Source organism: Pseudoalteromonas sp. QJM3NY_22, from assembly GCF_056173065.1.
In genome coordinates, this window is the sequence record NZ_JBWBTZ010000002.1 from 985,182 (window position 1) to 1,009,028 (window position 23,847).

Annotated in this window: 22 protein-coding genes and 2 pseudogenes; 14 read left to right on the forward strand and 10 right to left on the reverse strand. The window is 39.1% G+C overall.

Features of this window, described 5'->3' with window-relative positions; translation table 11 throughout:
- Position 1: 1 nt before the first annotated feature.
- The 4 genes from tnpC to AC0VZ4_RS24740 form a co-directional block, all read right to left on the reverse strand.
- The gene (gene tnpC, locus AC0VZ4_RS24725) at positions 2-1,441 is read right to left on the reverse strand and encodes an IS66 family transposase (RefSeq protein ID WP_475439674.1); all 1,440 of its coding nucleotides are present in this window, start codon (positions 1,439-1,441) and stop codon (positions 2-4) included.
- Positions 1,442-1,696: 255 nt separating this feature from the next.
- Positions 1,697-2,032 (reverse strand): DUF3325 domain-containing protein, encoded by a 336-nt coding sequence (locus tag AC0VZ4_RS24730; RefSeq protein WP_007583595.1) that lies wholly within the window; start codon positions 2,030-2,032, stop codon positions 1,697-1,699.
- The gene (locus tag AC0VZ4_RS24735; RefSeq protein WP_475441935.1) at positions 2,029-3,630 is read right to left on the reverse strand and encodes a PepSY-associated TM helix domain-containing protein; all 1,602 of its coding nucleotides are present in this window, start codon (positions 3,628-3,630) and stop codon (positions 2,029-2,031) included. Before AC0VZ4_RS24735 ends, AC0VZ4_RS24730 begins: the two co-directional genes overlap by 4 nt.
- A complete protein-coding gene (locus AC0VZ4_RS24740) occupies positions 3,627-3,983 on the reverse strand; it encodes a hypothetical protein (RefSeq protein ID WP_007376696.1) in 357 nt (118 codons plus the stop codon). The genes AC0VZ4_RS24735 and AC0VZ4_RS24740 overlap by 4 nt, the downstream gene beginning before the upstream one ends.
- Positions 3,984-4,329: 346 nt before the next feature.
- On the opposite strand from AC0VZ4_RS24740, the gene AC0VZ4_RS24745 reads away from it, so the two are divergent.
- The 5 genes and pseudogenes from AC0VZ4_RS24745 to AC0VZ4_RS24765 all read left to right on the forward strand — a co-directional run.
- Positions 4,330-4,686: a VOC family protein gene (locus tag AC0VZ4_RS24745; protein WP_007376697.1), complete on the forward strand. Its 357-nt coding sequence runs from the start codon at positions 4,330-4,332 to the stop codon at positions 4,684-4,686.
- Positions 4,687-4,836: 150 nt separating this feature from the next.
- Entirely contained in the window at positions 4,837-5,418 is a 582-nt protein-coding gene (locus tag AC0VZ4_RS24750; protein WP_475441936.1) for a uracil-DNA glycosylase family protein, read from the forward strand.
- A 295-nt stretch (positions 5,419-5,713) separates the two neighbouring features.
- Positions 5,714-6,301: pseudogene (locus AC0VZ4_RS24755) on the forward strand (bile acid:sodium symporter family protein); the annotation flags it as partial.
- A gap of 87 nt (positions 6,302-6,388) precedes the next feature.
- On the forward strand, positions 6,389-7,273 hold the full coding sequence (locus AC0VZ4_RS24760; RefSeq protein WP_475442212.1) for an IS982 family transposase: 885 nt from the start codon (positions 6,389-6,391) through the stop codon (positions 7,271-7,273).
- Positions 7,274-7,285: 12 nt separating this feature from the next.
- A pseudogene (locus tag AC0VZ4_RS24765) lies at positions 7,286-7,573 on the forward strand (bile acid:sodium symporter family protein); the annotation flags it as partial.
- 399 nt (positions 7,574-7,972) lie between these two features.
- On the opposite strand, the gene AC0VZ4_RS24770 reads toward AC0VZ4_RS24765, so the two are convergent.
- Positions 7,973-8,881, reverse strand: coding sequence for a LysR family transcriptional regulator (locus AC0VZ4_RS24770; RefSeq protein ID WP_475441937.1), 909 nt, complete (start codon positions 8,879-8,881; stop codon positions 7,973-7,975).
- A gap of 121 nt (positions 8,882-9,002) precedes the next feature.
- Here AC0VZ4_RS24770 and AC0VZ4_RS24775 point away from each other — a divergent pair, with 121 nt between their 5' ends.
- The 8 genes from AC0VZ4_RS24775 to AC0VZ4_RS24810 all read left to right on the forward strand — a co-directional run bounded on the left by AC0VZ4_RS24775 (position 9,003) and on the right by AC0VZ4_RS24810 (position 18,499).
- Entirely contained in the window at positions 9,003-10,223 is a 1,221-nt protein-coding gene (locus AC0VZ4_RS24775) for an acyl-CoA dehydrogenase family protein (protein WP_007376701.1), read from the forward strand.
- 9 nt (positions 10,224-10,232) lie between these two features.
- A complete protein-coding gene (locus AC0VZ4_RS24780; RefSeq protein WP_475441938.1) occupies positions 10,233-11,054 on the forward strand; it encodes an SDR family oxidoreductase in 822 nt (273 codons plus the stop codon).
- A gap of 13 nt (positions 11,055-11,067) precedes the next feature.
- Positions 11,068-12,141 (forward strand): phosphotransferase family protein, encoded by a 1,074-nt coding sequence (locus AC0VZ4_RS24785; RefSeq protein WP_475441939.1) that lies wholly within the window; start codon positions 11,068-11,070, stop codon positions 12,139-12,141.
- On the forward strand, positions 12,141-12,845 hold the full coding sequence (locus tag AC0VZ4_RS24790; RefSeq protein WP_475441940.1) for a histidine phosphatase family protein: 705 nt from the start codon (positions 12,141-12,143) through the stop codon (positions 12,843-12,845). Before AC0VZ4_RS24785 ends, AC0VZ4_RS24790 begins: the two co-directional genes overlap by 1 nt.
- Positions 12,846-12,857: 12 nt before the next feature.
- On the forward strand, positions 12,858-13,604 hold the full coding sequence (locus AC0VZ4_RS24795) for an SDR family oxidoreductase (protein WP_007376705.1): 747 nt from the start codon (positions 12,858-12,860) through the stop codon (positions 13,602-13,604).
- 324 nt (positions 13,605-13,928) lie between these two features.
- Positions 13,929-14,438, forward strand: coding sequence for a hypothetical protein (locus tag AC0VZ4_RS24800; RefSeq protein WP_033028630.1), 510 nt, complete (start codon positions 13,929-13,931; stop codon positions 14,436-14,438).
- A 101-nt stretch (positions 14,439-14,539) separates the two neighbouring features.
- The gene (locus AC0VZ4_RS24805) at positions 14,540-15,061 is read left to right on the forward strand and encodes a fimbrial biogenesis chaperone (protein ID WP_475441941.1); all 522 of its coding nucleotides are present in this window, start codon (positions 14,540-14,542) and stop codon (positions 15,059-15,061) included.
- A 249-nt stretch (positions 15,062-15,310) separates the two neighbouring features.
- Entirely contained in the window at positions 15,311-18,499 is a 3,189-nt protein-coding gene (locus AC0VZ4_RS24810; RefSeq protein ID WP_475441942.1) for an SdrD B-like domain-containing protein, read from the forward strand.
- Between the two features lie 58 nt (positions 18,500-18,557).
- Here the strand turns inward: AC0VZ4_RS24810 and AC0VZ4_RS24815 are convergent, their stop codons facing one another.
- Both AC0VZ4_RS24815 and AC0VZ4_RS24820 read right to left on the reverse strand, forming a co-directional pair.
- The gene (locus AC0VZ4_RS24815; RefSeq protein WP_033028627.1) at positions 18,558-18,890 is read right to left on the reverse strand and encodes a hypothetical protein; all 333 of its coding nucleotides are present in this window, start codon (positions 18,888-18,890) and stop codon (positions 18,558-18,560) included.
- A gap of 122 nt (positions 18,891-19,012) precedes the next feature.
- Complete coding sequence (locus AC0VZ4_RS24820) at positions 19,013-19,582, reverse strand: hypothetical protein (RefSeq protein WP_033040837.1); 570 nt, start codon at positions 19,580-19,582, stop codon at positions 19,013-19,015.
- 227 nt (positions 19,583-19,809) lie between these two features.
- On the opposite strand from AC0VZ4_RS24820, the gene arfB reads away from it, so the two are divergent.
- Complete coding sequence (gene arfB, locus AC0VZ4_RS24825) at positions 19,810-20,223, forward strand: alternative ribosome rescue aminoacyl-tRNA hydrolase ArfB (protein WP_007376712.1); 414 nt, start codon at positions 19,810-19,812, stop codon at positions 20,221-20,223.
- A gap of 306 nt (positions 20,224-20,529) precedes the next feature.
- Here arfB and AC0VZ4_RS24830 read toward each other — a convergent pair whose 3' ends face one another.
- Genes AC0VZ4_RS24830 through AC0VZ4_RS24840 form a run of 3 tightly spaced genes read right to left on the reverse strand, consistent with a single transcriptional unit; the run spans position 20,530 to position 23,129 of the window.
- The gene (locus tag AC0VZ4_RS24830) at positions 20,530-21,579 is read right to left on the reverse strand and encodes a DUF2955 domain-containing protein (RefSeq protein WP_475441943.1); all 1,050 of its coding nucleotides are present in this window, start codon (positions 21,577-21,579) and stop codon (positions 20,530-20,532) included.
- 10 nt (positions 21,580-21,589) lie between these two features.
- Positions 21,590-22,654 carry an HlyD family secretion protein gene (locus AC0VZ4_RS24835; protein WP_475441944.1) on the reverse strand — a complete coding sequence of 355 codons (1,065 nt, stop codon included), beginning with the start codon at positions 22,652-22,654 and terminating at the stop codon, positions 21,590-21,592.
- Positions 22,644-23,129, reverse strand: coding sequence for a MarR family transcriptional regulator (locus tag AC0VZ4_RS24840; RefSeq protein ID WP_475441945.1), 486 nt, complete (start codon positions 23,127-23,129; stop codon positions 22,644-22,646). Before AC0VZ4_RS24840 ends, AC0VZ4_RS24835 begins: the two co-directional genes overlap by 11 nt.
- Positions 23,130-23,847: the final 718 nt, after the last annotated feature.

Here is a 23,847-nt window from a genome sequence, read left to right on the forward strand (position 1 = left end):
ACTATTCAGCCACATTTTCAATAAATATATCAGGTAACTGATTTTTGAAGAGTAACTCAAGGGCTAGGCTTGCTGATACATGCTGTTTTCTGCAAGTCGAGAGGTAGCTTCTGATTAAACAAAACATCTCTGCACCTTGCATGCTTCTGAAGCACCCAGATATCTTTTGATGAACCTTGGTCATCCTAATATCATTCTCACCCTGGTTGTTGCTAAAAGGCACCGCTGTTTCCGTCATGAACCGTAAGACATCATCTTGATAATCTCTTAACCGCTCTAACAACGCTCTAGACTTTGTTCGTTTCAATCTGCCTCGCTGGCCTTTTACTCGGCTGTTTCTATCCGGTGGAGGGCATTTAATGTCACCTTGAGCCAATATTTGTTGATATTTCTCTATATAGTGAGCTTTTGTGTCTGCATCTAGCTCGGGGTTATCTATTTGATGTTTATTGATTTCAGTCAGTAGGGTTTGCAAATCCTTTGCCCATTGCATACCGTCTTGCTCCCATGCCCTTTCTAACTCTCGGATATGATGTGCATTACACAAGGCATGTTGGCACTGTGTATATTGATAATACGGTTTCCAGTGGTCGTGGCATAGTACCCCAGTAAAGTGAGGTAAAATATCGGCGTCATCCATCGCTATTTTCCCTCTTTTCTCATGCGGGTAAAAATACGTCCACCACGTCGTTGATGCACCATGAAGCCATCGTCGTTTACCACCTATATTAATCCCCGTTTCATCAACGTGTAAGGCTTGATAAGTCGTTTTCAGGGCTTTCTTGAGCGCGGCTTCTGCGCCGGAGGACTTTACCAAGGCCGCTGCTTGTTCATTAAAGTTAAATAAACTACCCGCACTGATTGGAATACCGAGTTGATCACAAAAATATTCTTCAATGCGGTTGTAAGGGAGTAATTGATATTGGGATAGGTAAACTGCATGGGCTTTTACACCAACCCCATATTGAATAGGACTGTTAACGTCTTCTGGAAATTCACCAATAAAACGCTTACCTTGCTCATTTTCCAGAATTTGTGCTTGGTATTCAGTGACCACTTTCCTGATATCTATATCGACAACCTGTCGTTTTTGAAAGCCAATTTCACGGTAGTGACCTTTCGGTAAAAAATCACGTTCAACTAGGATGATTTTGATCTCATCAGGCGTCTGTGTTTGGGTTAGTGTTTTACCTGCACGGCCTTTTTGACCACCCGCTGACTTGGCTGATTTCTCTTTGTTTTGTTTTTTTCGGTTGATGTCTTTTGATGGCGGGATACTGCTATTGTTACTGTTAAGTCCTAATTTACTTGCTAACATAACAACGACAACCAGAATGAGTTCAATAGACATCTTCAGCGCAGGCGTGAGAGTTTTACCTTCTTGTAATTGAGCTTTGGTTTTCTCAACGATTTCGTCGATGTTGATGCTGTTTAAATTCATTGAAGCTAGGGCTATTAGGTCATAGCCCTAGCTTGGCATACTGGCGGGATCGGTCAATAGTTAAAAAAGATCCTTTGAAAATAATTTACCATGGTGAATAGTTACAATATATTATGGTTATATTGTGTGTACTTGCCGTGAGACAGCAAGTATTGGAAACACTGAATATCCCCTATTGTTGGCAGGCTATATAGCTTGCCATTTTTTTTGCCTAATCTATGGGAAAGTAACGGATCACGTTTTTACTAACTAAGGCTAGTTTAACGCTAAAAACAACCCACTTAGTACAACTAACACGCTATTTAAAACACTAAACCACTTTACATAGCCTACTAAAAAATTATAAAAAACCATTATAATTAAGACACTTAGGCTCATAAACCCGCAAAATAGTAATGTTCCATATCCACCTTGAGTAACTATACAAAGCACCAAGCTTAGTAAAATACTGATCCAAGCAGCTAATAACAGCTTTTTACGTTGGGATTCTGTAGGGCGTTTTTTAAATACGTCTTTAAAATGATTATACTTAGCCAGCGCAAAACAGTTAAAACTGAGCAGGCATAGGCTAAAACCGAGTAAATCAATCATGGCTTTTGCCTTTTAAGGTTATTAGATTGACTAGGGCTGATTGTTTTTGAGTTGCTTTTAGCAGTACGTAATTTTTCGGTTTGTATAAAAAATAATATACTAAATAACAAAAACAGTGCATCAAAAGTAAATAAAGCCCACTGTTTGTGCATCAAATAGCTAATTAGATTACCGTTAGTTGTAAGTGCATTAATAACCGGTACGCTTAAACATGCAACAGCATTTATAGCTGCCATAACTCGCCATTGCAGTGTGTCGCGCTTTATAAGTGCTAAAAGAGCAACCGCTAGCCATGTTAAAAAGAACGCGAGTATTTCTTTATCGGCGCGCTCTGCGGTAGTTGGGCTAAGTAGTCTGTTAGCAATAAAAAATGCACACGTTGCCAGTGGAAGTCCCATAATAGTGGCTAGGTTTAACCCTTCAACTAGTTTTAAACCAAACGAAGGTTTAACGTTATTTTTAGTTCGCTCGCGAATTCGCTTAGCCCACATAATACAGCCAGAGCCAATCATTACACAGCCTGCAATACCGCCTAATACGTATAACCAGCGCAACAACCACGTAGCTAAACGCCCTGTATGCATAGAATTAAGCGATTCGTAAAGCGCTTTGCTGCTAGTTAGCTCGTCATCAGTTTTAGCGACCATTTGCCCTGTAGCACCACTAAATATTAAGCGTGGTGCTTGGTTACGTAGTGTTTTACCTGCGCTTACCAATACAGTAATTGTTGAAGCTGCCATATTTGGTTGGTTAACTTGTACGCGAGTAATATCTGCATGAGGCCACTTAGTATAAACCTGATCCAAAATACGTTGTATTGGCACCATTAGCAATTCGCCTTTGGCTTTATCGGTCATGGTGTTGCGAGGGGTTACATCGTTAAAAAAACCACGCATGCCGTTATCGTAAGCTACTTTTGCAGGGTAGGGGAACAACATAAATATGAGCGTAATCATGCCAGTGTAGGTAATCATTAAATGAAAAGGCAGGGCAAGCACAGAGCTTAAGTTATGGGCATCTAACCACGTACGGCTACCTTTGTTACGCCTAAAGCTAAACATATCTTTAAAAATACGCTTATGAATAACCACACCCGATATAATGGCAATCAGCATAAAAAAGCTAGCAAAGCATACAATCCAGCGTGCTGTTATTGCATCCATGTAATGTAAATCATAGTGCAACCGATAAAAAAAGTTACCACCTTTAGTATCTACAAAGGGCTCAAGCTCTTGCATGGTATTAGGGTTAAGCTGCGTGTTTTCAAACTTACTGCGGCGCTGGCCTGGTTCTTTTGGCTTTGCATAACCATAAATTAAATAAGGAATACGCGGCTCAGGTAATGTAATACGCCAGCTTGATGAGTTAGCTCCATGGTTAGCTAAGTAATCAAATCCGGTAATTATTTGTTGCTTTTGCGCTTCTATACGCTGTGTTTGGGCTTGCACATTATGTATGGCTGGTTGATTCCATAAGGTTATTTCGTCTCTGAAAAAGCTAAGAGTGCCAGCAAAAAATATTAAATATAATAACCAACAAACGAGTAACCCTACCCACGTATGTAGCCAGGTCATTGAGCGGAAAAAACTGTCTTTCATAGCCAACCCTTCAATACAGCTAATAAACAAATTTGCGCACTAGTCGTTAGTAAAATACTGATCCAAACTGTTTTTAATGATTTAATATAAAACGCATAAATAAAAACTAATGCATAAATTAGAATGCTTAATGATACACACAGCAGTACCGCATCTGATTTGGTCAGCGGTAATAAAAAACTCAGCAAAGCAGTGCTCGCAGCCGTAAAAGAATAGCCACCAACAATGGCAATTAAAAAGCGTAAAAACACTGAAAAACGATAGCTAAAAATAGGTGATAGTTTAAAAAATTGCGATAACAACTCAATAACGCGTAGTTTAGTGGGCTGCGCACTCAGCGGGTGTGCCTGCATAATGAATTAATCTCTTATAAATACAGCGGGTGAAAAAATAAAGCGTTATTATATAGCCTACAAATACAAAAGATAGTTATTATCATTCGTGATATTTGAGTTTATCCAACCAAAAAATTTATTACTCACCTGCTCTCTGATAAAGTAATTTTTTAACATATTGAACCATAATGATATTTAAACTCACCGCAGTTAACGTTGAAAGTAACTGCTTGAGATAGATTTATTATCCAATAATTCAGGCTACTTAGTAAAATAGCGATCTCAAATAACATCAGTATATTTGATTAGCAACTAACTAAGGTTTAAGGTTGTTTATTAAACTTTAATAAGAGCTTTAATAACGATGAGCGATCACGAAAAACTAAATTATGTCGAGTTCCCTGCTTATGATTTACCTGCTACTAAAACCTTTTTTAGCAATGTATTTAATTGGCAATTTACAGACTACGGCCCCGAATATACGGCGTTTAGCGGCCAAGGGCTCGATGGTGGATTTTTTAACGCACCGCTTAAATCGTTAACTCAAAACGGGGCTGCACTCTTAGTTTTTTATAGTAATGATATCCACGATACCTATAAAAAAATAGAGCTGCATGGCGGCACAATATTAAAGCCCATTTTTGAATTTCCGGGTGGTTGTCGGTTTCACTTTGCAGAGCCCAGCGGCAATGAGTTTGCTGTATGGGCAGACAAACAATAGATTTTATAAGGCCTGTAGCCCGGAAGTAGTTAAAGATCACGATTTTACCAACTAACGCCCGTTTTAATTAAAATAAACCGATATTTTACCAACTCATTTGTTCTAAATGGCCATTTAGGATAAAAATTAAGCATTTAAGGCCAAGTAGACATGAATAGTCACCAATTAATAGAGCAAGTTAGTAAATGCGTGATCTGTGAACCTGATTTACCTTTAGGGGCTCGCCCTGTTATACAATTTAACCCAAACGCACGTATTTTAATTGCAGGCCAAGCACCTGGAATAAAAGTTCACGAAACAGGCGTGCCATTTAACGATGCAAGCGGTAATCGCCTACGAGAATGGCTTGGGCTAACAAGAGATGAATTTTACGATGCCAATAATATAGCCATTTTACCTATGGGCTTTTGTTATCCTGGTAGGGGGAAGTCGGGTGATTTACCACCTCGAAAAGAATGCGCACCTACATGGCGCGAGCAATTATTGGCTGCACTACCAAATATTGAGCTGACAATAGTGCTTGGTAAATACGCACAGGCGTATCACTTACCGGACACTAAAAAAACGCCACTTACGGAGTTAGTAAAATCGTGGCGTGAGTATTGGCCAAACTATTTAGTGCTTCCTCATCCCAGTCCGCGCAATAATATATGGCTTAAAAAGAATCCATGGTTTGAGCAAGATGTACTTCCAGAACTAGATAAGCACGTTGCTGCTATTTTAAATAAGTAATACTTCTAGTTATTGTAAAGGGGCGTTATACCAATCCGCAATAATACTTAATCATTTTGCGGGGCTAAACGTGTCGCTACCTGTGTTAAAAAATTCTCATTTACGACTGCATGGATGCAGAAGGTAGAGCAATGCAGGAGCAATTGCCGAGAACAACTAAATAGCGAATTTTTTGCCTAGCTATCAACACGTTTTTCCATCCTCAAAATAGATCACTTAATTAAGCGAATTGGTATACAGTTAACTTAAAAATTAACACTCTAATTAAAAACAATAACAAACGAGGTTACCTAATTTGAATGCATCTATATTAACTGAAGTAATACTTCCGCTCGCCCTTGCACTTATTATGTTTGGCATGGGACTTGGGCTCACTACAAACGACTTTACCCGGTTATTTAAAAGCCCACTCGCCATCGTTATGGGTTTAATTGGCCAACTTGTAGCAATGCCTCTATTGGCATTAGACCTATGCTATTTACTTAACTTATCAACACCTATAGCCATTGGTTTAATGATATTAGCCGCTTGTCCCGGCGGCACCATGTCAAATGTAGTAAGCCAGCTCGCTAAAGCTAACTTAGCACTTTCGGTAAGCTTAACAGCCGCTTCCACCGCTATTAGTATAATAACAACACCGTTTATTATCGGCTTTGCTATGAGCCAGTTTGCGCCAGCAGATAACGCTAGTTTTTCTATTTTGACGACATCACTTGGGTTGTTTTTTATTACCTTAGTGCCTGTTGCTGTAGGTATTTGGTTACGCCATTTTAAAAATGATTTTGCTATTAAAACAGAACCGTTTTTTAGACGCTTTTCATTGTTTTTTATGCTCATTATGATTGCCGCATTGGTAATAAAAGAGCGCGCTTTATTAGTTAACCTGAATCTCGTTTAAGAAATTGAACTAAATGCCTGTTCCGAGATCCGATCTTTCGACCAAAAACGATTGGATAAGCAAGGAACAGGCATGATTAAATTAGTTGAATTATTTTGCGATGTCGATGATTTTTGCAAAGTATTTATACCCCAATGGGAAAAACAATTACTCGAAGATGGCACCCAAAAACGTCAGCGTTCAGGACGTATGACGACCAGTGAAATTATGACTATTGTTATTAGTTTTCATATGTCACATCACCGAGATTTCAAAAATTACTACCTTGGCTATGTATCACTTATGTACAAAAGTGAATTTCCCAACTTGCTCAGTTACACACTATTTTTAGCCGTTATGCCAAGGGTAATTGTGCCGATGTGTGCCTATTTTACTTCACTTAAAGGTAAACCCAAAGGCGTTGAATTCATTGACTCCACATGTATTAAAGTGTGCCATAATATTCGTATTCCAAGACACAAAACCTTTGATGGAATAGCCCAGCGTGGCAAAGGAACAATGGGATGGTTTTATGGCTTCAAGCTACATTTAATCGTTAATCACCATGGTGAAATTGTTGCTGCGAAAGTGACAACAGGAAATGTACATGATACTCAACCAGTGCGTGAGTTAGCGAGCTGCCTGACGGATAAATTATATGGTGACAAAGGGTATTTAAGTAAAGCTTTAGAAGCCGATTTACTCGATAAAGGGGTAAAGCTCATTACGACGGTTCGCAAAAATATGAAGGCAAAAGCGATGTCATTATGGGATAGAGCAATGCTTTCAAAACGCTTTATAATCGAAACAATTAATGACCAGCTCAAGAACATATCCTTCATTGAACATTCAAGACATCGGAGTATGAACGGCTTTATGTTGAATTTAGTCGCTGGATTGGTGGCTTATTGCTTGAAAGAAAAGAAGCCACACCTTAATTTAACTGACGTAGAGCTTAACGCATTAGTTATCGCTTAAGCAGAACTCAGGTTAGTTAGCTCATTTAACAATGTATTTTGGGCATGTATAGCACTGAATATAGGCTCGATGATTGTAGGTTGGTTAATTGCTAAGTGTTCAAAATTAAATTTAACCGATTCACTAACGCTTTCTATTGAGGTTGGGATTCAAAATGCATCACTGGCTATTTTAATTGCGATTAGTTTTTTAAATAAACCAGAATACGCAGTTACTGGCGGTATTTATGGCCTGGCAATGTTTATAGGGCCGCTGCTGTTAATTGGCGGATTAAAGCTTAAAAACAAACGCACAATGTAGTTATAGCTAAAAAGCAGGGCTTATTATTGCTTGTGTAAGCTCTGTTTATTCTTAGAATTTACTTTACACGGACACATTTCACTCTCCAAGCTTGGACCTGTTAACCTTTGCGGATTAAAGTTTACTCTATCTAGGGATTATTTAATCACGAGACTCGGTAACTGCTCCTGCGTCATGATCATATCCTTTACAACATCCATATAGGCAACAGGTCGCCCCCAAGGACGCTCCCAAAGAGCAGCCGCATATTTGACATTTATGTTGCATTATTGCCTATATAAGCAGATTAGTGTAAACATGCCCTAGACATCTACAAATATAAATTCATTATTAGACTTTGCTGTAGACTTAAAACAAATCCACTTGAGAATGATTTTTAAGTGTCGTTATAAGCTGTACTTAACGCTTAAATATACTTTCTACTTGGCTGCGTAGCCATATTAATGCATCGTCTTTATCTGTATTTTGGTGCCAATATAAGTGCTGATAAATAGTAGGCATGGTAGTTGGTACTGGACGCGCAATTAAAGTTTCATCAAGTAGCTGACTTGCCACCATGGAGGGCAAAGTGAGTAAAAATGGTGAATTTTTTATTACCTCTTTTGCTGAAAAATACGTTTGACAACGTATAGCAACCTCACGATTTAAGCTTAACTGTAATAATGCTATATCCTCAATAACCGTACCCGTTGCTCTGTTAGATACAGCTACATGTTTGGCCGTTAAGTAATTATCTATATTTAATTGATTTTTAAGTGAGTGATCTTTTTTCATTAATACACAAAAGTGATCGCTCGAAAGTACGGCATGGCTAATAGGTGATTTAATTGCTCTGGCTACATCTATTGCTATATCAATTTGATGATTAGCCAATTGTTTGTGCATATCATCACGGTTCAATTTTACGCTGGCAAGCGTTGCCTTTGGCGCGTGTTCAGCAAGTATTAGTTGTAGTTTAGGCAATACTATTGGCTCAATAGCATCGTGCAGCGCTATTTTAAAAGTTTGAGTGGTAGTGGCTAAATCAAACTCACCACACGCTTGTAATACTTGGCGTAACTTTTCGAGTAAATCTATTAGCGCAGGCGCCATGCGTTGACACGCAGGTGTTGGCAGCATTAATTGCCCTTGGCGTTCAAATAAAGGATCGTTCAATACGCTGCGCAGACGTTTAATCGCATGGCTTACCGCTGAAGGGGTTATATATAAAACCTTGGCTGTTTCGCTCATGTTTTTCTCAAAGTACAAACTCTCAAATATTTTAAGAAGATTTAAATCGAGCTGCTGAATATTTTTAGCTTCTATCATTCGAGTTTACGCCCTTTAACTTATGAATATAATTCACATTTGATTGGTAATATATTTCATTTAATTCATTGGATCGAATGTTTTATGCTGGATTTAGGTTTTAAATAAACAGAGCAACCGTATGAACTTTGAGCCAAGCCAAAAGAGCCAAGATTACTTAAATCGTGTTAAAGCATTTATGCAAGATCACGTACTCCCTGTTGAGCAAACAGTCGTTGCGCACAACCACGCAAAAAATAGCACAAACGATTGGACAAGCTGGCAATTAGCACCTCAGATTGATCTATTAAAAGCAAGAGCAAAACAAGCTGGGCTTTGGAATTTATTTTTACCCGATAGCACGTTAGCACAAGGTTTGAGTTGCCTTGAATATGCTCCCATTGCAGAGCAAATGGGGCATTGTTTATTTGCATCAGACGTTTTTAATTGCAACGCCCCCGACACCGGCAATATGGAAGTGCTATATCACTTTGCAAACGATGAGCAAAAACATCAATGGCTAACACCATTATTAAACGGTGAAATACGCTCTGTATTTGCCATGACCGAACCCGAGGTAGCTTCCTCAGATGCAACAAATATGCAAGCAACAATAGATGTTGATGGCGACGACCTAATTTTAAATGGTAAAAAGTGGTGGACTACAGGACTTGGCCACCCTAATGCGCAAGTGGCTATTTTTATGGGACTTTCCAATCCAGAAAACGATAAACACAGTCAGCACTCAATGGTATTGGTGCCGCTAAGTACGTCGGGTGTAAATATTAAACGTATGCTAAGTGCTTGTGGTGATTTTGACCCTCCATACGGCCACGGCGAAATGGAATTTAATAACGTACGCGTACCAAAAAAAAATCTTATTTTAGGCTTAGGTAAAGGCTTTGCTATTGCACAAGGACGTTTAGGGCCTGGGCGTATTCATCATTGTATGCGCGCTATTGGCGCAGCAGAGCGCTGTTTAGAAATGATGATTAAGCGAGGTATGTCGCGCAGTGCTTTTGGTAAGCAGCTTATAAAGCTCGGTGGTAACTTAGAGCGAGTAGCACAAGCGCGTATGGCAATCGATCAAGCTCGGCTACTTACTTTACATGCAGCATGGAAAATAGACACCGTTGGTGTTAAACACGCCATGACCGAAATATCGAGCATAAAAGTAGTGGTACCAAACATGTTGCAAATGGTGTCTGATATGGCTATGCAAATATTTGGGGGGGCAGGGGTGTCGAGCGATTTCCCTATCGCATCGTTTAATGCAATGGGGCGTATTTTACGCCTTGCTGATGGCCCCGATGAAGTACATATGGGTATGGTTTCTCGCCTCGAAATAAACAAATACCGCTAAGGCTACCACATGAAAACAAGACTCATAATAACAGGTGGAGCAACAGGGCTTGGTAAAGCATTAGCACTAAGTTATGTAAATAACTTAGGCGCCAACTTACAAATTTGTATTGCCGATATAAACGCCGAGCGCGCAGCAGCGACAATTGCCGAGCTGCAAGCATTAAAAGCCGATGCGTTTTATTACGCCTGCGATATAACTAAGCAAGCTGATATAGAGAGCTTGCGCGATATAATACAAACCAAATGGAAAGGCGTAGATATCGTTATTAATAACGCCGGCGTTGCTACCGGCGGTTCACTTGAGGGCGAGACAATTGAGCAATGGCAGTGGATAATGGATATTAATCTGCTTTCGGTGGTGCGTGTTTGTAAAACCTTTTATCCCGTATTTAAACAACAAGGTAAAGGTTACTTTATTAACATTGCCTCACAGGCTGGTCTTACGCCTATTCCGTTTATGAGTAGTTACAATGCAGTAAAAGCTGCCGTGGTTAGCTTTAGCGAAACCTTAAAGCTTGAATTAGTTCACGACAACATTGATGTGAGCGTTGTGTGCCCCAGCTTTTTTAAAACCAACTTAAACGAATCAATGCGCACAAGCGAGCCTGCTATGCGAACTATGCTTAACCGTGCGTTTGAACGCTCCCCAATTAATGCCCAGCAAGTGGCTGATATTATTTACACGCAATCACTCAAACGGCCATTTTTAATTTTGACCCATAAATTAGGTAAACAGGCGTTTTTCATGAAAAAGCTCTTACCTGTTGAGTGCTACATTAAAAACATGCTGAAAAAAACACGTTCTATGCAGCGCTTAAAATCAAAATAATAAAAGGCCAACGATGAACACACAATTATTAGATCAAGCCAAAAGCGTGCGCCAAGGCGAAGAGCTCGATATACAAAAAGTAAATGTCTGGCTTAAGCTGCACATGAGTAATTTAAGCGGTGAGCCAAGTGTTACGCAATATGCCGGTGGCGCGTCAAATTGGACCTACAGCCTTGACTACCCAGAGCAGTCGCTTATTTTACGCCGTGCCCCAAAAGGCACTAAAGCCAAAGGCGCTCACAATATGAGCCGCGAGTTTAAACTACAACAAGCACTAAAACCGGTTTACAGCTACGTGCCAACAATGAAAGTATTTTGCGAAGATAAGCGCATACTCGGCACCGACTTTTATGTAATGGAAAAGCTAACCGGCATTATTGCGCGTAGAAATTTCCCGCGCGAACTAACTACAACACCTGAGCGCACAAAACAACTTTGCGAAAATGTACTCGACTGCTTAGTAGAACTACACAAAGTTGATTACAAACACGCTAATTTAAGTCACTTAGGTAAAGGCGAAGGGTATACACAACGCCAAATTAGCGGTTGGAGTGAGCGCTTTATCAAAGCAAAAACATGGAATGTCCCCAGTGGTAAAAAAATCATTAAGTGGCTTCATAATAATATGCCTGCCACTGAGCATATTTGTATTACTCATAACGATTTTAGATTTGATAACGTTGTGCTTGATGTCAACGACTACACTAAAGTGCGGGGTATTTTAGATTGGGAACTCGCCACGCTTGGCGATCCATTAATGGATTTGGGTAACACACTCGCGTATTGGGTAGAGCCTGGGGATGACTTTTTAGCGCAAGCTACACGCCGACAACCAACACATTTAAAAGGCATGCTGACACGAAAAGAAGTTGTGGCTTATTACTGTAAAAAAATGAATATTACAGTTGACGATTTCACTTTTTACGAAGTGTATGGCTTGTTTAGATTAGCAGGCATAGTTCAGCAAATTTATTATCGTTATCATCATGGGCAAACAACAAATCCCGCATTTAAAAACTTTTGGGTATTTGTGCATTACCTTTTATGGCGCTGTAAAAAAGCCATTAACAATCAAGGAAACGCCTAATGTGTATTTTATATTTAGTACGCCATGGGCAGGCAAGCTTTGGCGCAGATGATTACGATAACCTTTCGGTAAAAGGGCAACAACAAGCTACATTAGTGGGCGAGTATTTAGCGCAAAAACAACTCATACCCGATGTAGTAATTACAGGCACTATGCAGCGCCACAATCAAACCGCAGAACTCAGTTTAGCTTCACTTAATAATACGTCCGCTGTAATTAATGATGCGCGCTTAAATGAGTACGACCACGAGCATATTTTAGCGGTTTCTAATCCTGAGCTTACCACTCCAAGCCAAGTACATGCCGTGCTTAGTAAGCAAGTCGATCCAATGGAGTATTTTAAAACAGTATTTATTAACGCCATAGAGCAGTGGATGCTTAATCCTGACAGCACGCTCTATAAAGAGTGCTTTAATGCTTTTTGTGCTCGAGTATTGGGTGCGCTTGAAAAAATAGCAAAAGAACATGATGGTAAAAAAGTCATTATTTATACGTCAGGCGGGCCTATTAGTATTATTACCAGTCATTTAATGGGATTAAAGCTTGAGCGCTTTATTGATATTAATTGGGGTTTAGTTAACGCAGGTGTTACTAAAGTTGTGGCGCGAGGCAGAGGATCAAGCCGTAAATTAGGTATAAGCAGCTTAAACGAGCATCACTTTTTAGAGCAATACCCACAACAAAAATTAATTACCTATACCTAAGGAGCAAATATAATGCGCAAAAATATACTAATAACAGGTGCAAGTTCCGGCTTAGGAAAAGGCATGGCACAAGAGTTTGCTAAAAAAGGCTGTAACCTTGCTCTATGCGCTCGCCGATATGAATTATTAGAGCTGTTAAAAGCCGAACTTGAGCAAGTAAATCCTAACATTACCGTCAGCATCAAAGTGCTTGATGTAAACAACCACGAGCAAGTGTTTTGCGTGTTTAAAGCCTTTAATGAAGAGTTTAACGGGCTTGACCGCATCATTATAAATGCAGGAATGGGCAAGGGCGCATCTATTGGTACAGGCTATTTTACTGCCAATAAACAAACCGCTGAGACCAACTTTGTAGCAGCACTGGCGCAGGCCGAAGCTGCAATGGAGATTTTTAGAGCGCAAAACCACGGGCACTTAGTGACTATTTCGTCAATTAGTGCAGTGCGTGGTTTTAGACGCGCTATGACGGTATATGCAGCGACCAAAGCTGCAATAACATCACTGAGCGAAGGCATTCGCATAGACGTAATAAATACACCAATAAAGGTAAGTTGTGTGCACCCCGGTTTTATTAGAAGTGAAATAAACGAAAAAGTAAAAACAGTGCCCTTTATTGTCGATACTGAAACAGGCTGTAGAGCACTTGTAACAGCTATAAATAAAGAAAAAGCCAACAGCTTTATACCAACGTGGCCATGGGCATTTTTACATTGGATTTTACGTATAGCCCCGCTGACTACACTTCGTAAAATGTCTTAAATAAACTCACGCCCCAAAATTGTTGTGGGCTTAAGTTTATCATTGCAAATAACCTAGCAATATATTAACAAAAAGAAATCCTCTTGCCTTATATCTGTAAAAAAACATACTTTTTTTGCTTTAAAAACAACCATAAATAAATTAACCAACTTTTATTGCTAATGATTTTTTCTTGTTTATTATCCTTAAAGTTGCATTTGTTAATAAAGCATTTAAAAAATGCACTTCCTGTGTTTAAATTGGCGCCAATGGATTACGAGCTCTTAGAAAATGAGATTAAACAAGGACGTAATACAATAATAATTATTTAAACACGGAAAAATTATGAATAAAAAAATTTTTGCAGCAACCGCTTTACTCGCTATGACTTCGACTTCTTTACTTGCATCTAGCGAAACATTACAAGCAAGTGTAAATGGTTGGAGCGAACCAACTTTTTTAGAAAATAACAAAGTACATTTTGGTAAAATTCGTTTAGCTACAGGTTCTACTTGTACAATGGATAATGCTGGCGCAGTAACGGGCGATTGTGATGCTTCAGACTCAAACATTCAATTAGGTGGCGTAACTGTTTCAGGTTTGGCTCCAAATTCAGCAATGAACATCACTGTATCAGGCAGTACAAGTGCCAACCTTACTTTCGCTCCAGTAACGACTGCCACTGATGGTACTTCAACTGTAACAACGGCTGATACTGTTGCTTCTGCATTTACAACTGATGCAAGCGCAACTGATATCGTAATCGGTGTTTATGGTGATATGACAGTAGCTGCCGATCTTACTGCTGGCGCTGCTTATGAAGTAGACTACACTGTCGATGTATCTTTTCAGTAATATTATTTCTTATATTATTATAGCCCTAGGCTACTAATAATATAAATTGTGTGGAGCTTAATGCTCCACATTTTTGCTTTATCATGTTGTTGAGTTGTCTCATGAGTTTTAAATTTTTTCGCTGGGCAACGCTTTGCCTGACTCTTCTATTACCTCAAATTTGCAGTGCTAATCTTTCTCTATCTGAATATCGTTTATATTTTGATGGACGAACTAAAAATAATTCATTAATGATCAGAAATACATCTGATAAAAACCTCGACTTTAAACTTAGTATCACGCACAAAGACATGACCGAAGAAGGGTCACTAATAGATGCAACACCTAAGCAAGTAGAGGGTCGTTCTGCTGCTGGCATGTTACGTTTTTCTCCACGCCGTGGTTCTATAGCGCCAAAAGGCATGCAAGCTATAAGAATGACGATACGAAAAAAAGCAGAATTACCCGCAGGAGAATACAGAGCGGTACTTAAAATAGTTGCGTCAGAAGCACCAGCCCCTAATGCAGAAGGAATAACCATACGCCCTAAAATATCTTACAGCGTTCCGGTAATTGTGCGCCATGGGCAGTTAGAAGCTGATTCGCAACTAATCAACCCGCAACTAATTAGCCAAAATGGTTGACCAACCGTTACGTTTTGGCAAACGCTAACGGGAAATCGTTCGTTATATGGTAATTTTGAACTGCTAGACAGTAATAACTTATCTGTTGGGGAAGTAACAAACGTAGCCGTTTATACGCCTTTATCGCGTCGTAAAGTCTATATTTCGTTGCAACAGCCCGTTGTCGGTCCGCTTACACTTAAATACAAAGAAAATCCCCAATATGGTGGCAATATTGAGTTAGCAATACCCGTTAATATTCAATAACACGTGTTTAAGCTAAACGCATTGCGTTATGGCGCTTTAATTAGTTTGTTGCTCATTGTTATTGTGCCTCAAACATTAGTCGCTAATGAGCTAACGCCTCTTCATCAATGGACTATTGATGAAGAGGCGTTCGTGATCGTAAATGTAAAAGTAAATGGCCGTTCAGTGGTATCCGACTTAGAAGCTTACTACACGCAATCAAATAAGCTGTTACTACCAATCAGTGTTCTTAAATCAACGATGGGGATTAACTTTAGTATTACCGAAGGGAGTTTAACTGCAACCGTTGATTCAACGAAGCTTGCACTAAGTACAACGTTATTGGCAGCTCAGTCGGTAACACCAACGGCATCTTTTTGGGCAAAAGACGATTACGCTCATTACGTAGACTTATCCGTTATTAATACGCTTTTAGAAACCGACTCAACATTTGATTACTCACTCATGCAAGTCTCCTTTATGAGTAATTTATTAAGCACCACAAATGATAAAAAAAACACGTCAATCACGCATAAGCAAGCTATTGCCCCACAATATGATCACTTTATAGAAGATCAATATCGTCTACTTACCTACCCAATTTCTGAGTATACAATTTCATCAACTGCCACATCTAAACAAGCACGTTATAAAGGCTTAATTAGACTCAACAGCTATTTTGATTTATTTCACCATAGAGCAGAAGTTCGGTTTAACAAAAATGAAAATAGCGACAATACATTTTTTAAAATTAGCAAAGATTTTAGTTTGACCGAGCAAGATCATTCATTAGCTCGCATTCATTATCAATTGGGTGATATTCAATCTCAATCAGATCAGCTGACGACAGCTTCAAGGCAAGGCAGAGGTATTTATATCTCGAATGCCGATCCACGCTCAGCACAAAATTTTTCGTCAATAACCATTGAAGAACCCGCTTTACCCGGTTGGCAAGCTGAGCTATATCGCAATGGGCAATTTTTAGCGACCACACAAGCAAATGACGATAATTTAGTTAAGTTTATCGATATAGAAACATTTTATGGCAATAATATTTTTGAAATAAAGCTTTTTGGCCCCCAAGGTGAGCAAATTACACGCACTCAAAAATACACGATAGGGCAGGATGCTCTATCACCAGGGAAAATAAGCTATCAAGTTGAGTTAATTGAAACAGATAAAAGCGTATTTGATAACAACCAAAATACTCAAAATACATTTAGTGACACGTTTAAAGCCAGTGTTTCATATGGGATAAGTGAAAATTTAACCTATGATGCACAAATCACTCAACTAGCATCTGATGAGCGCTCTCGCTATATATCATCAGGATTAAATATACTTACGGAGCATGGCAGCTATCGATTTTTATCTAGCAAACAACTCAATGCTGGCAGCGCTTATTATGCAGGCTTTAGGGGCTTGTTCTCTAATGATTTTTATAACGACGTAAACGTCAATTTAGAATATACCGCCTTAGATGATTTCTCGAGCGCATTGTTTTTACCACAAAATAATGTGCTTAAAAATAAATTATCAATTAGTTTAAATGGTCGTTCTGATTCGTTTGACTCTTTAAACTGGAATATGAAATGGCTTAACGAAAATCGTGAAAATAAATCAAACAACAATACATTTTCATTAGGTATCAATAAAAATCACATTGGTGGTACATGGGCTGGACGCCTTTTTTATGATGAACAAGAAGATGAATTAACTAATCAACTTTATTCATCTATTGATATCGCTTCTTGGAAGTGGACAAATACACTCGATTGGCTGCCTATAAATGGGGGAAAGCTTGTTAGCCTGCGTAGTAATTTACGTTGGCCGCAAACACAACAGACCTTTAACCAAACCCAGTTATCGTATAACCCTGATTCATCAGCGACCGCGCAACTAAGCCATCAGTATACTTATCGCTATGATATTTTTAATGTTCAAGTCTCAGGCCAATACGATAGTCGTGGTGATTGGCGCGTGTCATTAGGTTTAAACGGCACATTTAGCTTTGATCATCTTGAGTTAGATATGATATTTGACACCCCACGAGCTCTTAGCGGCGGACAGCTTGAAGCATCTGCTTTTATTGACTGGAACGAAAATCGAGTATTTGATCAAGGTGATGAAGCATTAGAAGACGTTCGCTTTACCGGTAATTATTTATGGCGAAATAAATTCACCAACAATACAGGTAAAGCGCTACTGCCAAGTAGTCACGGCGGGCAAATTTTAGAGGTCGATTTACGCACTTTACCTAATCCATATTTGCAACCTGTACTTGGAAAAATAAAAACCTACGCTCACCGAGGAGGTCAGACTAAAGTTGATGTACCAATGGTTATTTTTAATGAAGTAGAAGGGACTGTTTATTTTGAAAATAACGATAAAAGTAAACCTGTTTCAGGCGTAACCGTTTTTTTAAAGCAAATTAATGGCGACAAAGAATACACAACAACTACCGAGTACGACGGGTATTATTATTTTTCTAATGTGAATCAAGGAAACTACAAAATTGAAGTTGAAGCAAATACATTAAATATAAAAAGCCTCGTTACTAAAAACTTACCAGAGCGCGTTGTTACCTCAAAAACAGGTGATACTATTATTCTAAAAGATATCGTTCTGCAACCTAAAAACAATACAATAGACTCAATAGAGTTAGTTGATAAGCCATCAGAAAAATCTTATTTTGTTCAGCTTGGTGTATTTAAAAAATTTGAATCGGCAGTAATAGTAGCAAAAGAGATTGACTCAAAAGCGCATCCTTTAAAATTATATAAACATCAAAGCCGCAACAGTTACTATTTAGTAACAGGCCCTTATGCAAACGCCCAAGACGCGCAAACAACAATTAACCATGTCTACTCAACGCCTGCATTACATGGCAGCTTTATGGTTGACGCTAGACGTTATACATCTACAGATTGGCAACTAATGCACGTATGGGGAGAGCAAAAAAGTGATACGAAAGAGCTCTATTATTGTCAATATGCCGCGTATACCTCTAAAAAAACAATAAAACCTCAATTGATAAAAGCTGATTTCCCACTGTTCACTATCAACAGAAATATTAATGGTAAAAAATATTTTTTATTACTCTCAGGCCCACATATTGAGCAACCACAGAGCGCATGTAGCGCTTTAACTAGTCGGCAAATAAACGAAGGCTCTACACCAATAAAAAAATCCTGGAGCGACTTATACAAATAACCTTAAACTAATGAGTTATTTGGCGCTTAAAATACTCATATATTAATTAAAATTAGTATTATTGAGCTGTAAAGTATGTCGTTTGTGAGAGGCCTTTTTTGTCAAGATGCGTTATACACCTTATTTCGCAGCGTGCACCCGCCGATTCTGCAATCCAATTGGATTGAGACTGTTTTTTTATATAACAAGCAGAATAAAATGCATCTTCTTTTTGTGCAGAAACAACAGCACAACGCGCATAATTACCAAGCTGCAATACTTTTATTGGAAATATTTGCTCCTGAGCAATAACTCCAGCACTAAAAGCTTGAGTTGATTTTGCGTACGTGGATACCGAAAAATACGCAGTAAAAATAAAGAATAAACCAATAACCACATGCCATTGCTTCATACATTACACCTAAAAATACAGATAATTAAATTGTAGAAGTAAATAAACTTTATGCATCTGTTTATAAATTATTTTAGGCATTAAAAAAGGTGGCAAAAGCCACCTTTTTATAAAACAAAAACTTATAGAAGTGCAAAAAGCTTTTTAAGTTGTGGCATGTACTCGCTCACAAGCTCAAGGTTACTTTCGCTAACGACTGGCTCACTTGATTTAGCGGCACTTGATGCGTTACCTAATGAGCCCATTAGCGAGCTAGCGCCTTTGTCTTTAACACTTTTCATACTTTGAAAACCACCCATTAGTTTATCTGCTGTTTCTTTATTTTCAGTAGATAAGCCAGATTTAAGGTTTTCGATGTAAGCCATAGACACTTCAGAACCGACAGTAATTAACTGCTCTGGAGTAAAACCGTAACGACTTGTTACGCCTTCAAAACTTTTGTATAAGTCTTGCTCTTTAATCATGCTAAGCGCGCTGTTAGCTAGCGAGCCTTGCTCTGATGTTGTTTGGTCAGCCGACGCACCTAACATGCTTCCTAGGTCCAGCCCTTTTAGAGAATCTTGAGCGCTCGCCCAACTTGTTACCGCTGGTAGTGCTTTCATGTAGCTTTGTAAATCACCTTCAGTGATATCTTTTGCAACACCAGAGAAGCTCATTGCTAACAAACTAAGTGATACGAGTATTTTTTTCATGCAGGCATTTCCTATTATTGTGGAGCTATTATTATATGAAGCCCTAAATAGATAGGGCTGTGCAATTAGAAACTAAATAATTGCATATGCCAATACATAATAATGTATTGGCGAATTTTACAGTACAATTCATGGGAGTTGACCTAAAGTACTACGATTTTAGTTGATTCACCCTAAGTCAATGTACAAATGATATAATGCATTTTTGACAACGAGAGCTGAACACAATGTTAACAATTTCAAATACAGTCACAATTGATGAGTGGGAACTAGAGCTTACAGCTATTCGCTCTCAAGGTGCCGGTGGTCAAAATGTTAACAAAGTAGCAAGTGCTATACACTTACGTTTTGACATTAATCGCTCTAAATTACCTGACTTTTACAAAGAACGCTTACTCGCTTTAAAAGATTCTAGAATCACTAAAGATGGCGTTTTAATAATTAAAGCCCAAAGCCACCGGACCCAAGAATTGAACAGAGATGATGCACTTAAGCGTTTAAAAGATCTTATTTTGAGTGCAACCGTGGTGAACAAAGCTCGAAGAGCCACCAAGCCAAGTAGAAATTCTCAGCGCAAACGCATGGATAAAAAAACCAAGCACGGCCAGAACAAAGCATTGCGTGGCAGTGTGAAAATTTAACTGCTAGGCGCGCAGCTTGCTGGCGTATAAAAACGCAGTTTTTAAAATAACTTAATAATTAGAAGCCTTGCTTCTCACGTGAGCAAGCTCTACGTCTACAAAACGTGCAACCTTGTTAACTGGTAGACGCGCAGCTTGCTGGCGTGCAAAAACGCAGTTCTTAAAATAACTTAATAATCAGAAGCCTTGCTTCTCACGTGAGCAAGCTCTACGTCTACAAAACGTGCAACCTTGTTAACTGGTAGACGCGCACTTGCTGGCGTGTAAAAACGCAGTTTTTAAAATGGCTTAATAATTAAAATTTATTTAATCAAAGGTATGATGGCGCGTTGCACTAAAGCGATTAAGTAAATGATGCATAACATATACAGCGCACAAGCTTAAAATAATCGCCACCGATACCGAACTAAATCGATACAACGCACTGTAAATTAAGTCTTGTCCTGGGCCCAACGACTGCCCAAATAAAATACCAAATGTGGTTAATACACCAAACCCGATACCAGGAATACCGCCGCCTAAAATGTGAAACCGTGCAAACACAAAGGATAAAATCCACAATATAGCAACCGGAAAAAGTAAAAAATCGCTATGGTTGTACAAAAACAACTGTGATAACAGCGCTGCATTGCAACCAATCAATGTACCAATTGCACGTTGCCAGCCTGCCATACCTGCAGCTTTCCAACACAATGAAAATAAAATAAGTACTGAGACCGCTTGTGCTGAAATTGAATCTTGTAAATCAAGCACCTGAAAAGCCACAAACGAAAGCGTTGCCACACTGGCGCAAAGTAGCACCTCATGGCGAATGCTTTCTTTAGGTTTAGCTGGCATTACTCGACTGGGCCTTGCGGTTACATCAGGAAACACCCCATGCATTATCGCGGCAATAATCACAGTTAGTAGGATAGCCAAACCGTTACTTAAAATCAGCGGATAAATACTACTGCCTTGATCAACATAGCTCGAAAAATGCAGTTGAATTGAAAGGCTAACCACGCCTAAAGCACCAAATAAAAAGGCGCTACCGCTACTCATTTTATGAAATAAAAAACAAAATATGCCAAATACAAGTAGCGTCATAACGACAGGCAAATGAGAAAATAGCCCCTGTATTACAAGTACTACAAATGCACTAAAAGCCGCCGACGCTATAAATTGATTGATAACACCTCGGCTTAATGTAGGCACCATACCGAGTAACAACATAGGATAAACAGTAAAAAATATGCCGTTTGGCCAGTTCATTAACTTACTAATGGCAAAACCGATAGTACATCCGCCGGCTATACGCAGTGCTTGGCGAAGGCCATTAGAATCTAATTGTGGTCCTTGGCTAACAACTTGAGTCATACCCTCTCCATTAATAAATGTAGTGTAACCAACTAATAAACCTAATTTGCGCTGCGCCAAACCACTGCCCAATAGTTGACTCTGGCAATAATTGCACTGTAGCACGTGCACCACTTGGCATATTTTCAATTAAATTTTGGTTGTTAACTAATTTTAGATGAATACGTTGTCGCTGCGCATCGCGCACCCAGCGGTTACTGATCTCTGTAGTACTGAGCAAACCATTGGCACTTAACTGACCATTGCTTACACCGGCCTCAAACGCCTCAAGTGTCGCGTCATAAACCTCTCCAGGGCGACTATCAAAAACGACTTTTGCTAGGCTACCGCGCTTCATGTGCAGAAGTGATTTTTCTCTAAAATCGGCAACTAAGTCGGATTTTTTAGCCACAATCGCTAATAACGGTTTACCTGCAACGGCATATGCACCATCAAGCAATTGTAAGTTAGCAACTATGCCATCACTCAATGCACGCACTTGCGTATACGATAAATTCAACTCAGCTTGCGCTAACTGATTTGCAGCATGGCGCATTGCTAAGTTTTTATCACCTGACTCGCCACGGGCTAAAATAGCTTCCGATAATTGCGCCTCATACGCTGCTACATTTGCTTTGCTTGCTTGATAATTAGCACGAATGCTTTCAAGCTCTTGCTCTGATATGGAGCTTTGTTTGTAGAGCTTTTCGCCTCGGCTTTTTAATAATTTTTGCTCATGTTGTTTAGCTTTTGCAGCACTTATTTGCGCCTCAAGCGCTTTTACATTTGTATCGAGTCGTTTGTTTTGTAATTTAGCATCGTCAAGTGCCAGCTTGGCTTGTTCGTACGCTAAGTTGTAAGGTCCTTGGTCAATATGAAACAAAATATCGCCTGCTTTCACAGGTTTGTTATTACTTACTAATACACTAGTTACTCGGCCACTTATTTGTGGCGATATTTGCACAACAGGATGATACACGCGCGCTTGAGGCGTTACAGGTAAAAAAATATCAGCCATTAAATAGTAAATAAACACTAAAACAAACCCAATGAGGGAGAGTCTTACATAGCGGGCAAATTTTTGATCAGGTGTCATTTTTAGCCTTTGTTTGAGATTTAATGCAATTGAGTGCGTTTTCTTCCATTTTTATCAAGCCGTATGCCATTGCATCTAATTGTGCATGACTAAAACCATTATATAACTGCGCTTTAATATCTGTTATTCGCTCATTTAAGGTGTGTAAAATGCTGCGACCTTGCTCGGTAAAATAAAGCTTTTTACTGCGTTTATCGTGCTCATCTACGCGGCGCACAATCAGCGATTGCTCTTCTAACTGTTTGAGCGTGCGCGTAAGCGACGGCATCTCTATGCCTAAGCTCTGTGCCAGCGCTAACTGGGTAACGCCCTCTTTGAGCATATTTATATGCATTAAGGCAGTCCAGCGCGACTGTGTTAACCCTAAAGGCTCAACAGCAATAGTTACCGCTTCACGGCATAAGCGATGCACACGGCCCATATTGCCGCAAAGTGTTAAATCAAGAGTTTCATAAAATGGAATGTTTTTAACCATAGCGCACTTAATTAGTTAGCAGGCTAACTATAATATCACTACTTAATAAACAACGTAAATATATTAGTTAAAAATGGATTAAAGATGTGCAGTAAGGCATAAAGCGAGGTGTCTCAAAATAAACGCCGAATTTGTAGGTGCGAATTTACTTCGCGTTTGCCTGCAAATAAAAATATAAGCGAGGTATAAAACCCCACCTACATAAATAAACGCCGAACTTGTAGGTGCGAATTTACTTCGCGCTTGCCTGCAAATAAAAATATAAGCGAGGTATAAAACCTCACCTACCTAAATAAACGCCGAACTTGTAGGTGCGAATTTACTTCGCGCTTGCCTGCAAATAAAAATATAAGCGAGGTATAAAACCTCACCTACATAAATAAACGCCGAACTTGTAGGTGCGATTTCACATCGCGTTTGCCTGCAAATAAAAATATAAGCGAGGCATAAAACCTCACCTACCTAAATAAACGCCGAACTTGTAGGTGCGAATTTACTTCGCGCTTGCCTGCAAATAAAAATATAAGCGAGGTATAAAACCTCACCTACCTAAATAAAAGCCGAACTTGTAGGTGCGAATTTACTTCGCGTTTGCCTGCAAATAAAAATATAAGCGAGGTATAAAACCCCACCTACATAAATAAACGCCGAACTTGTAGGTGCGAATTTACTTCGCGTTTGCCTGCAAATAAAAATATAAGCGAGGTATAAAACCCCA

What these genes read in the sequence shown, in the direction of transcription:
- tnpC (WP_475439674.1), bottom strand. Translation starts at nt 1,441, where the DNA reads ATGAATTTAAACAGCATCAACATCGACGAAATCGTTGAGAAAACCAAA.
- AC0VZ4_RS24730 (WP_007583595.1), bottom strand. Translation starts at nt 2,032, where the DNA reads ATGATTGATTTACTCGGTTTTAGCCTATGCCTGCTCAGTTTTAACTGT.
- AC0VZ4_RS24735 (WP_475441935.1), bottom strand. Translation starts at nt 3,630, where the DNA reads ATGAAAGACAGTTTTTTCCGCTCAATGACCTGGCTACATACGTGGGTA.
- AC0VZ4_RS24740 (WP_007376696.1), bottom strand. Translation starts at nt 3,983, where the DNA reads ATGCAGGCACACCCGCTGAGTGCGCAGCCCACTAAACTACGCGTTATT.
- AC0VZ4_RS24745 (WP_007376697.1), top strand. Translation starts at nt 4,330, where the DNA reads ATGAGCGATCACGAAAAACTAAATTATGTCGAGTTCCCTGCTTATGAT.
- AC0VZ4_RS24750 (WP_475441936.1), top strand. Translation starts at nt 4,837, where the DNA reads ATGAATAGTCACCAATTAATAGAGCAAGTTAGTAAATGCGTGATCTGT.
- AC0VZ4_RS24760 (WP_475442212.1), top strand. Translation starts at nt 6,389, where the DNA reads ATGATTAAATTAGTTGAATTATTTTGCGATGTCGATGATTTTTGCAAA.
- AC0VZ4_RS24770 (WP_475441937.1), bottom strand. Translation starts at nt 8,881, where the DNA reads ATGATAGAAGCTAAAAATATTCAGCAGCTCGATTTAAATCTTCTTAAA.
- AC0VZ4_RS24775 (WP_007376701.1), top strand. Translation starts at nt 9,003, where the DNA reads ATGAACTTTGAGCCAAGCCAAAAGAGCCAAGATTACTTAAATCGTGTT.
- AC0VZ4_RS24780 (WP_475441938.1), top strand. Translation starts at nt 10,233, where the DNA reads ATGAAAACAAGACTCATAATAACAGGTGGAGCAACAGGGCTTGGTAAA.
- AC0VZ4_RS24785 (WP_475441939.1), top strand. Translation starts at nt 11,068, where the DNA reads ATGAACACACAATTATTAGATCAAGCCAAAAGCGTGCGCCAAGGCGAA.
- AC0VZ4_RS24790 (WP_475441940.1), top strand. Translation starts at nt 12,141, where the DNA reads ATGTGTATTTTATATTTAGTACGCCATGGGCAGGCAAGCTTTGGCGCA.
- AC0VZ4_RS24795 (WP_007376705.1), top strand. Translation starts at nt 12,858, where the DNA reads ATGCGCAAAAATATACTAATAACAGGTGCAAGTTCCGGCTTAGGAAAA.
- AC0VZ4_RS24800 (WP_033028630.1), top strand. Translation starts at nt 13,929, where the DNA reads ATGAATAAAAAAATTTTTGCAGCAACCGCTTTACTCGCTATGACTTCG.
- AC0VZ4_RS24805 (WP_475441941.1), top strand. Translation starts at nt 14,540, where the DNA reads ATGAGTTTTAAATTTTTTCGCTGGGCAACGCTTTGCCTGACTCTTCTA.
- AC0VZ4_RS24815 (WP_033028627.1), bottom strand. Translation starts at nt 18,890, where the DNA reads ATGAAGCAATGGCATGTGGTTATTGGTTTATTCTTTATTTTTACTGCG.
- AC0VZ4_RS24820 (WP_033040837.1), bottom strand. Translation starts at nt 19,582, where the DNA reads ATGAAAAAAATACTCGTATCACTTAGTTTGTTAGCAATGAGCTTCTCT.
- arfB (WP_007376712.1), top strand. Translation starts at nt 19,810, where the DNA reads ATGTTAACAATTTCAAATACAGTCACAATTGATGAGTGGGAACTAGAG.
- AC0VZ4_RS24830 (WP_475441943.1), bottom strand. Translation starts at nt 21,579, where the DNA reads ATGACTCAAGTTGTTAGCCAAGGACCACAATTAGATTCTAATGGCCTT.
- AC0VZ4_RS24835 (WP_475441944.1), bottom strand. Translation starts at nt 22,654, where the DNA reads ATGACACCTGATCAAAAATTTGCCCGCTATGTAAGACTCTCCCTCATT.
- AC0VZ4_RS24840 (WP_475441945.1), bottom strand. Translation starts at nt 23,129, where the DNA reads ATGGTTAAAAACATTCCATTTTATGAAACTCTTGATTTAACACTTTGC.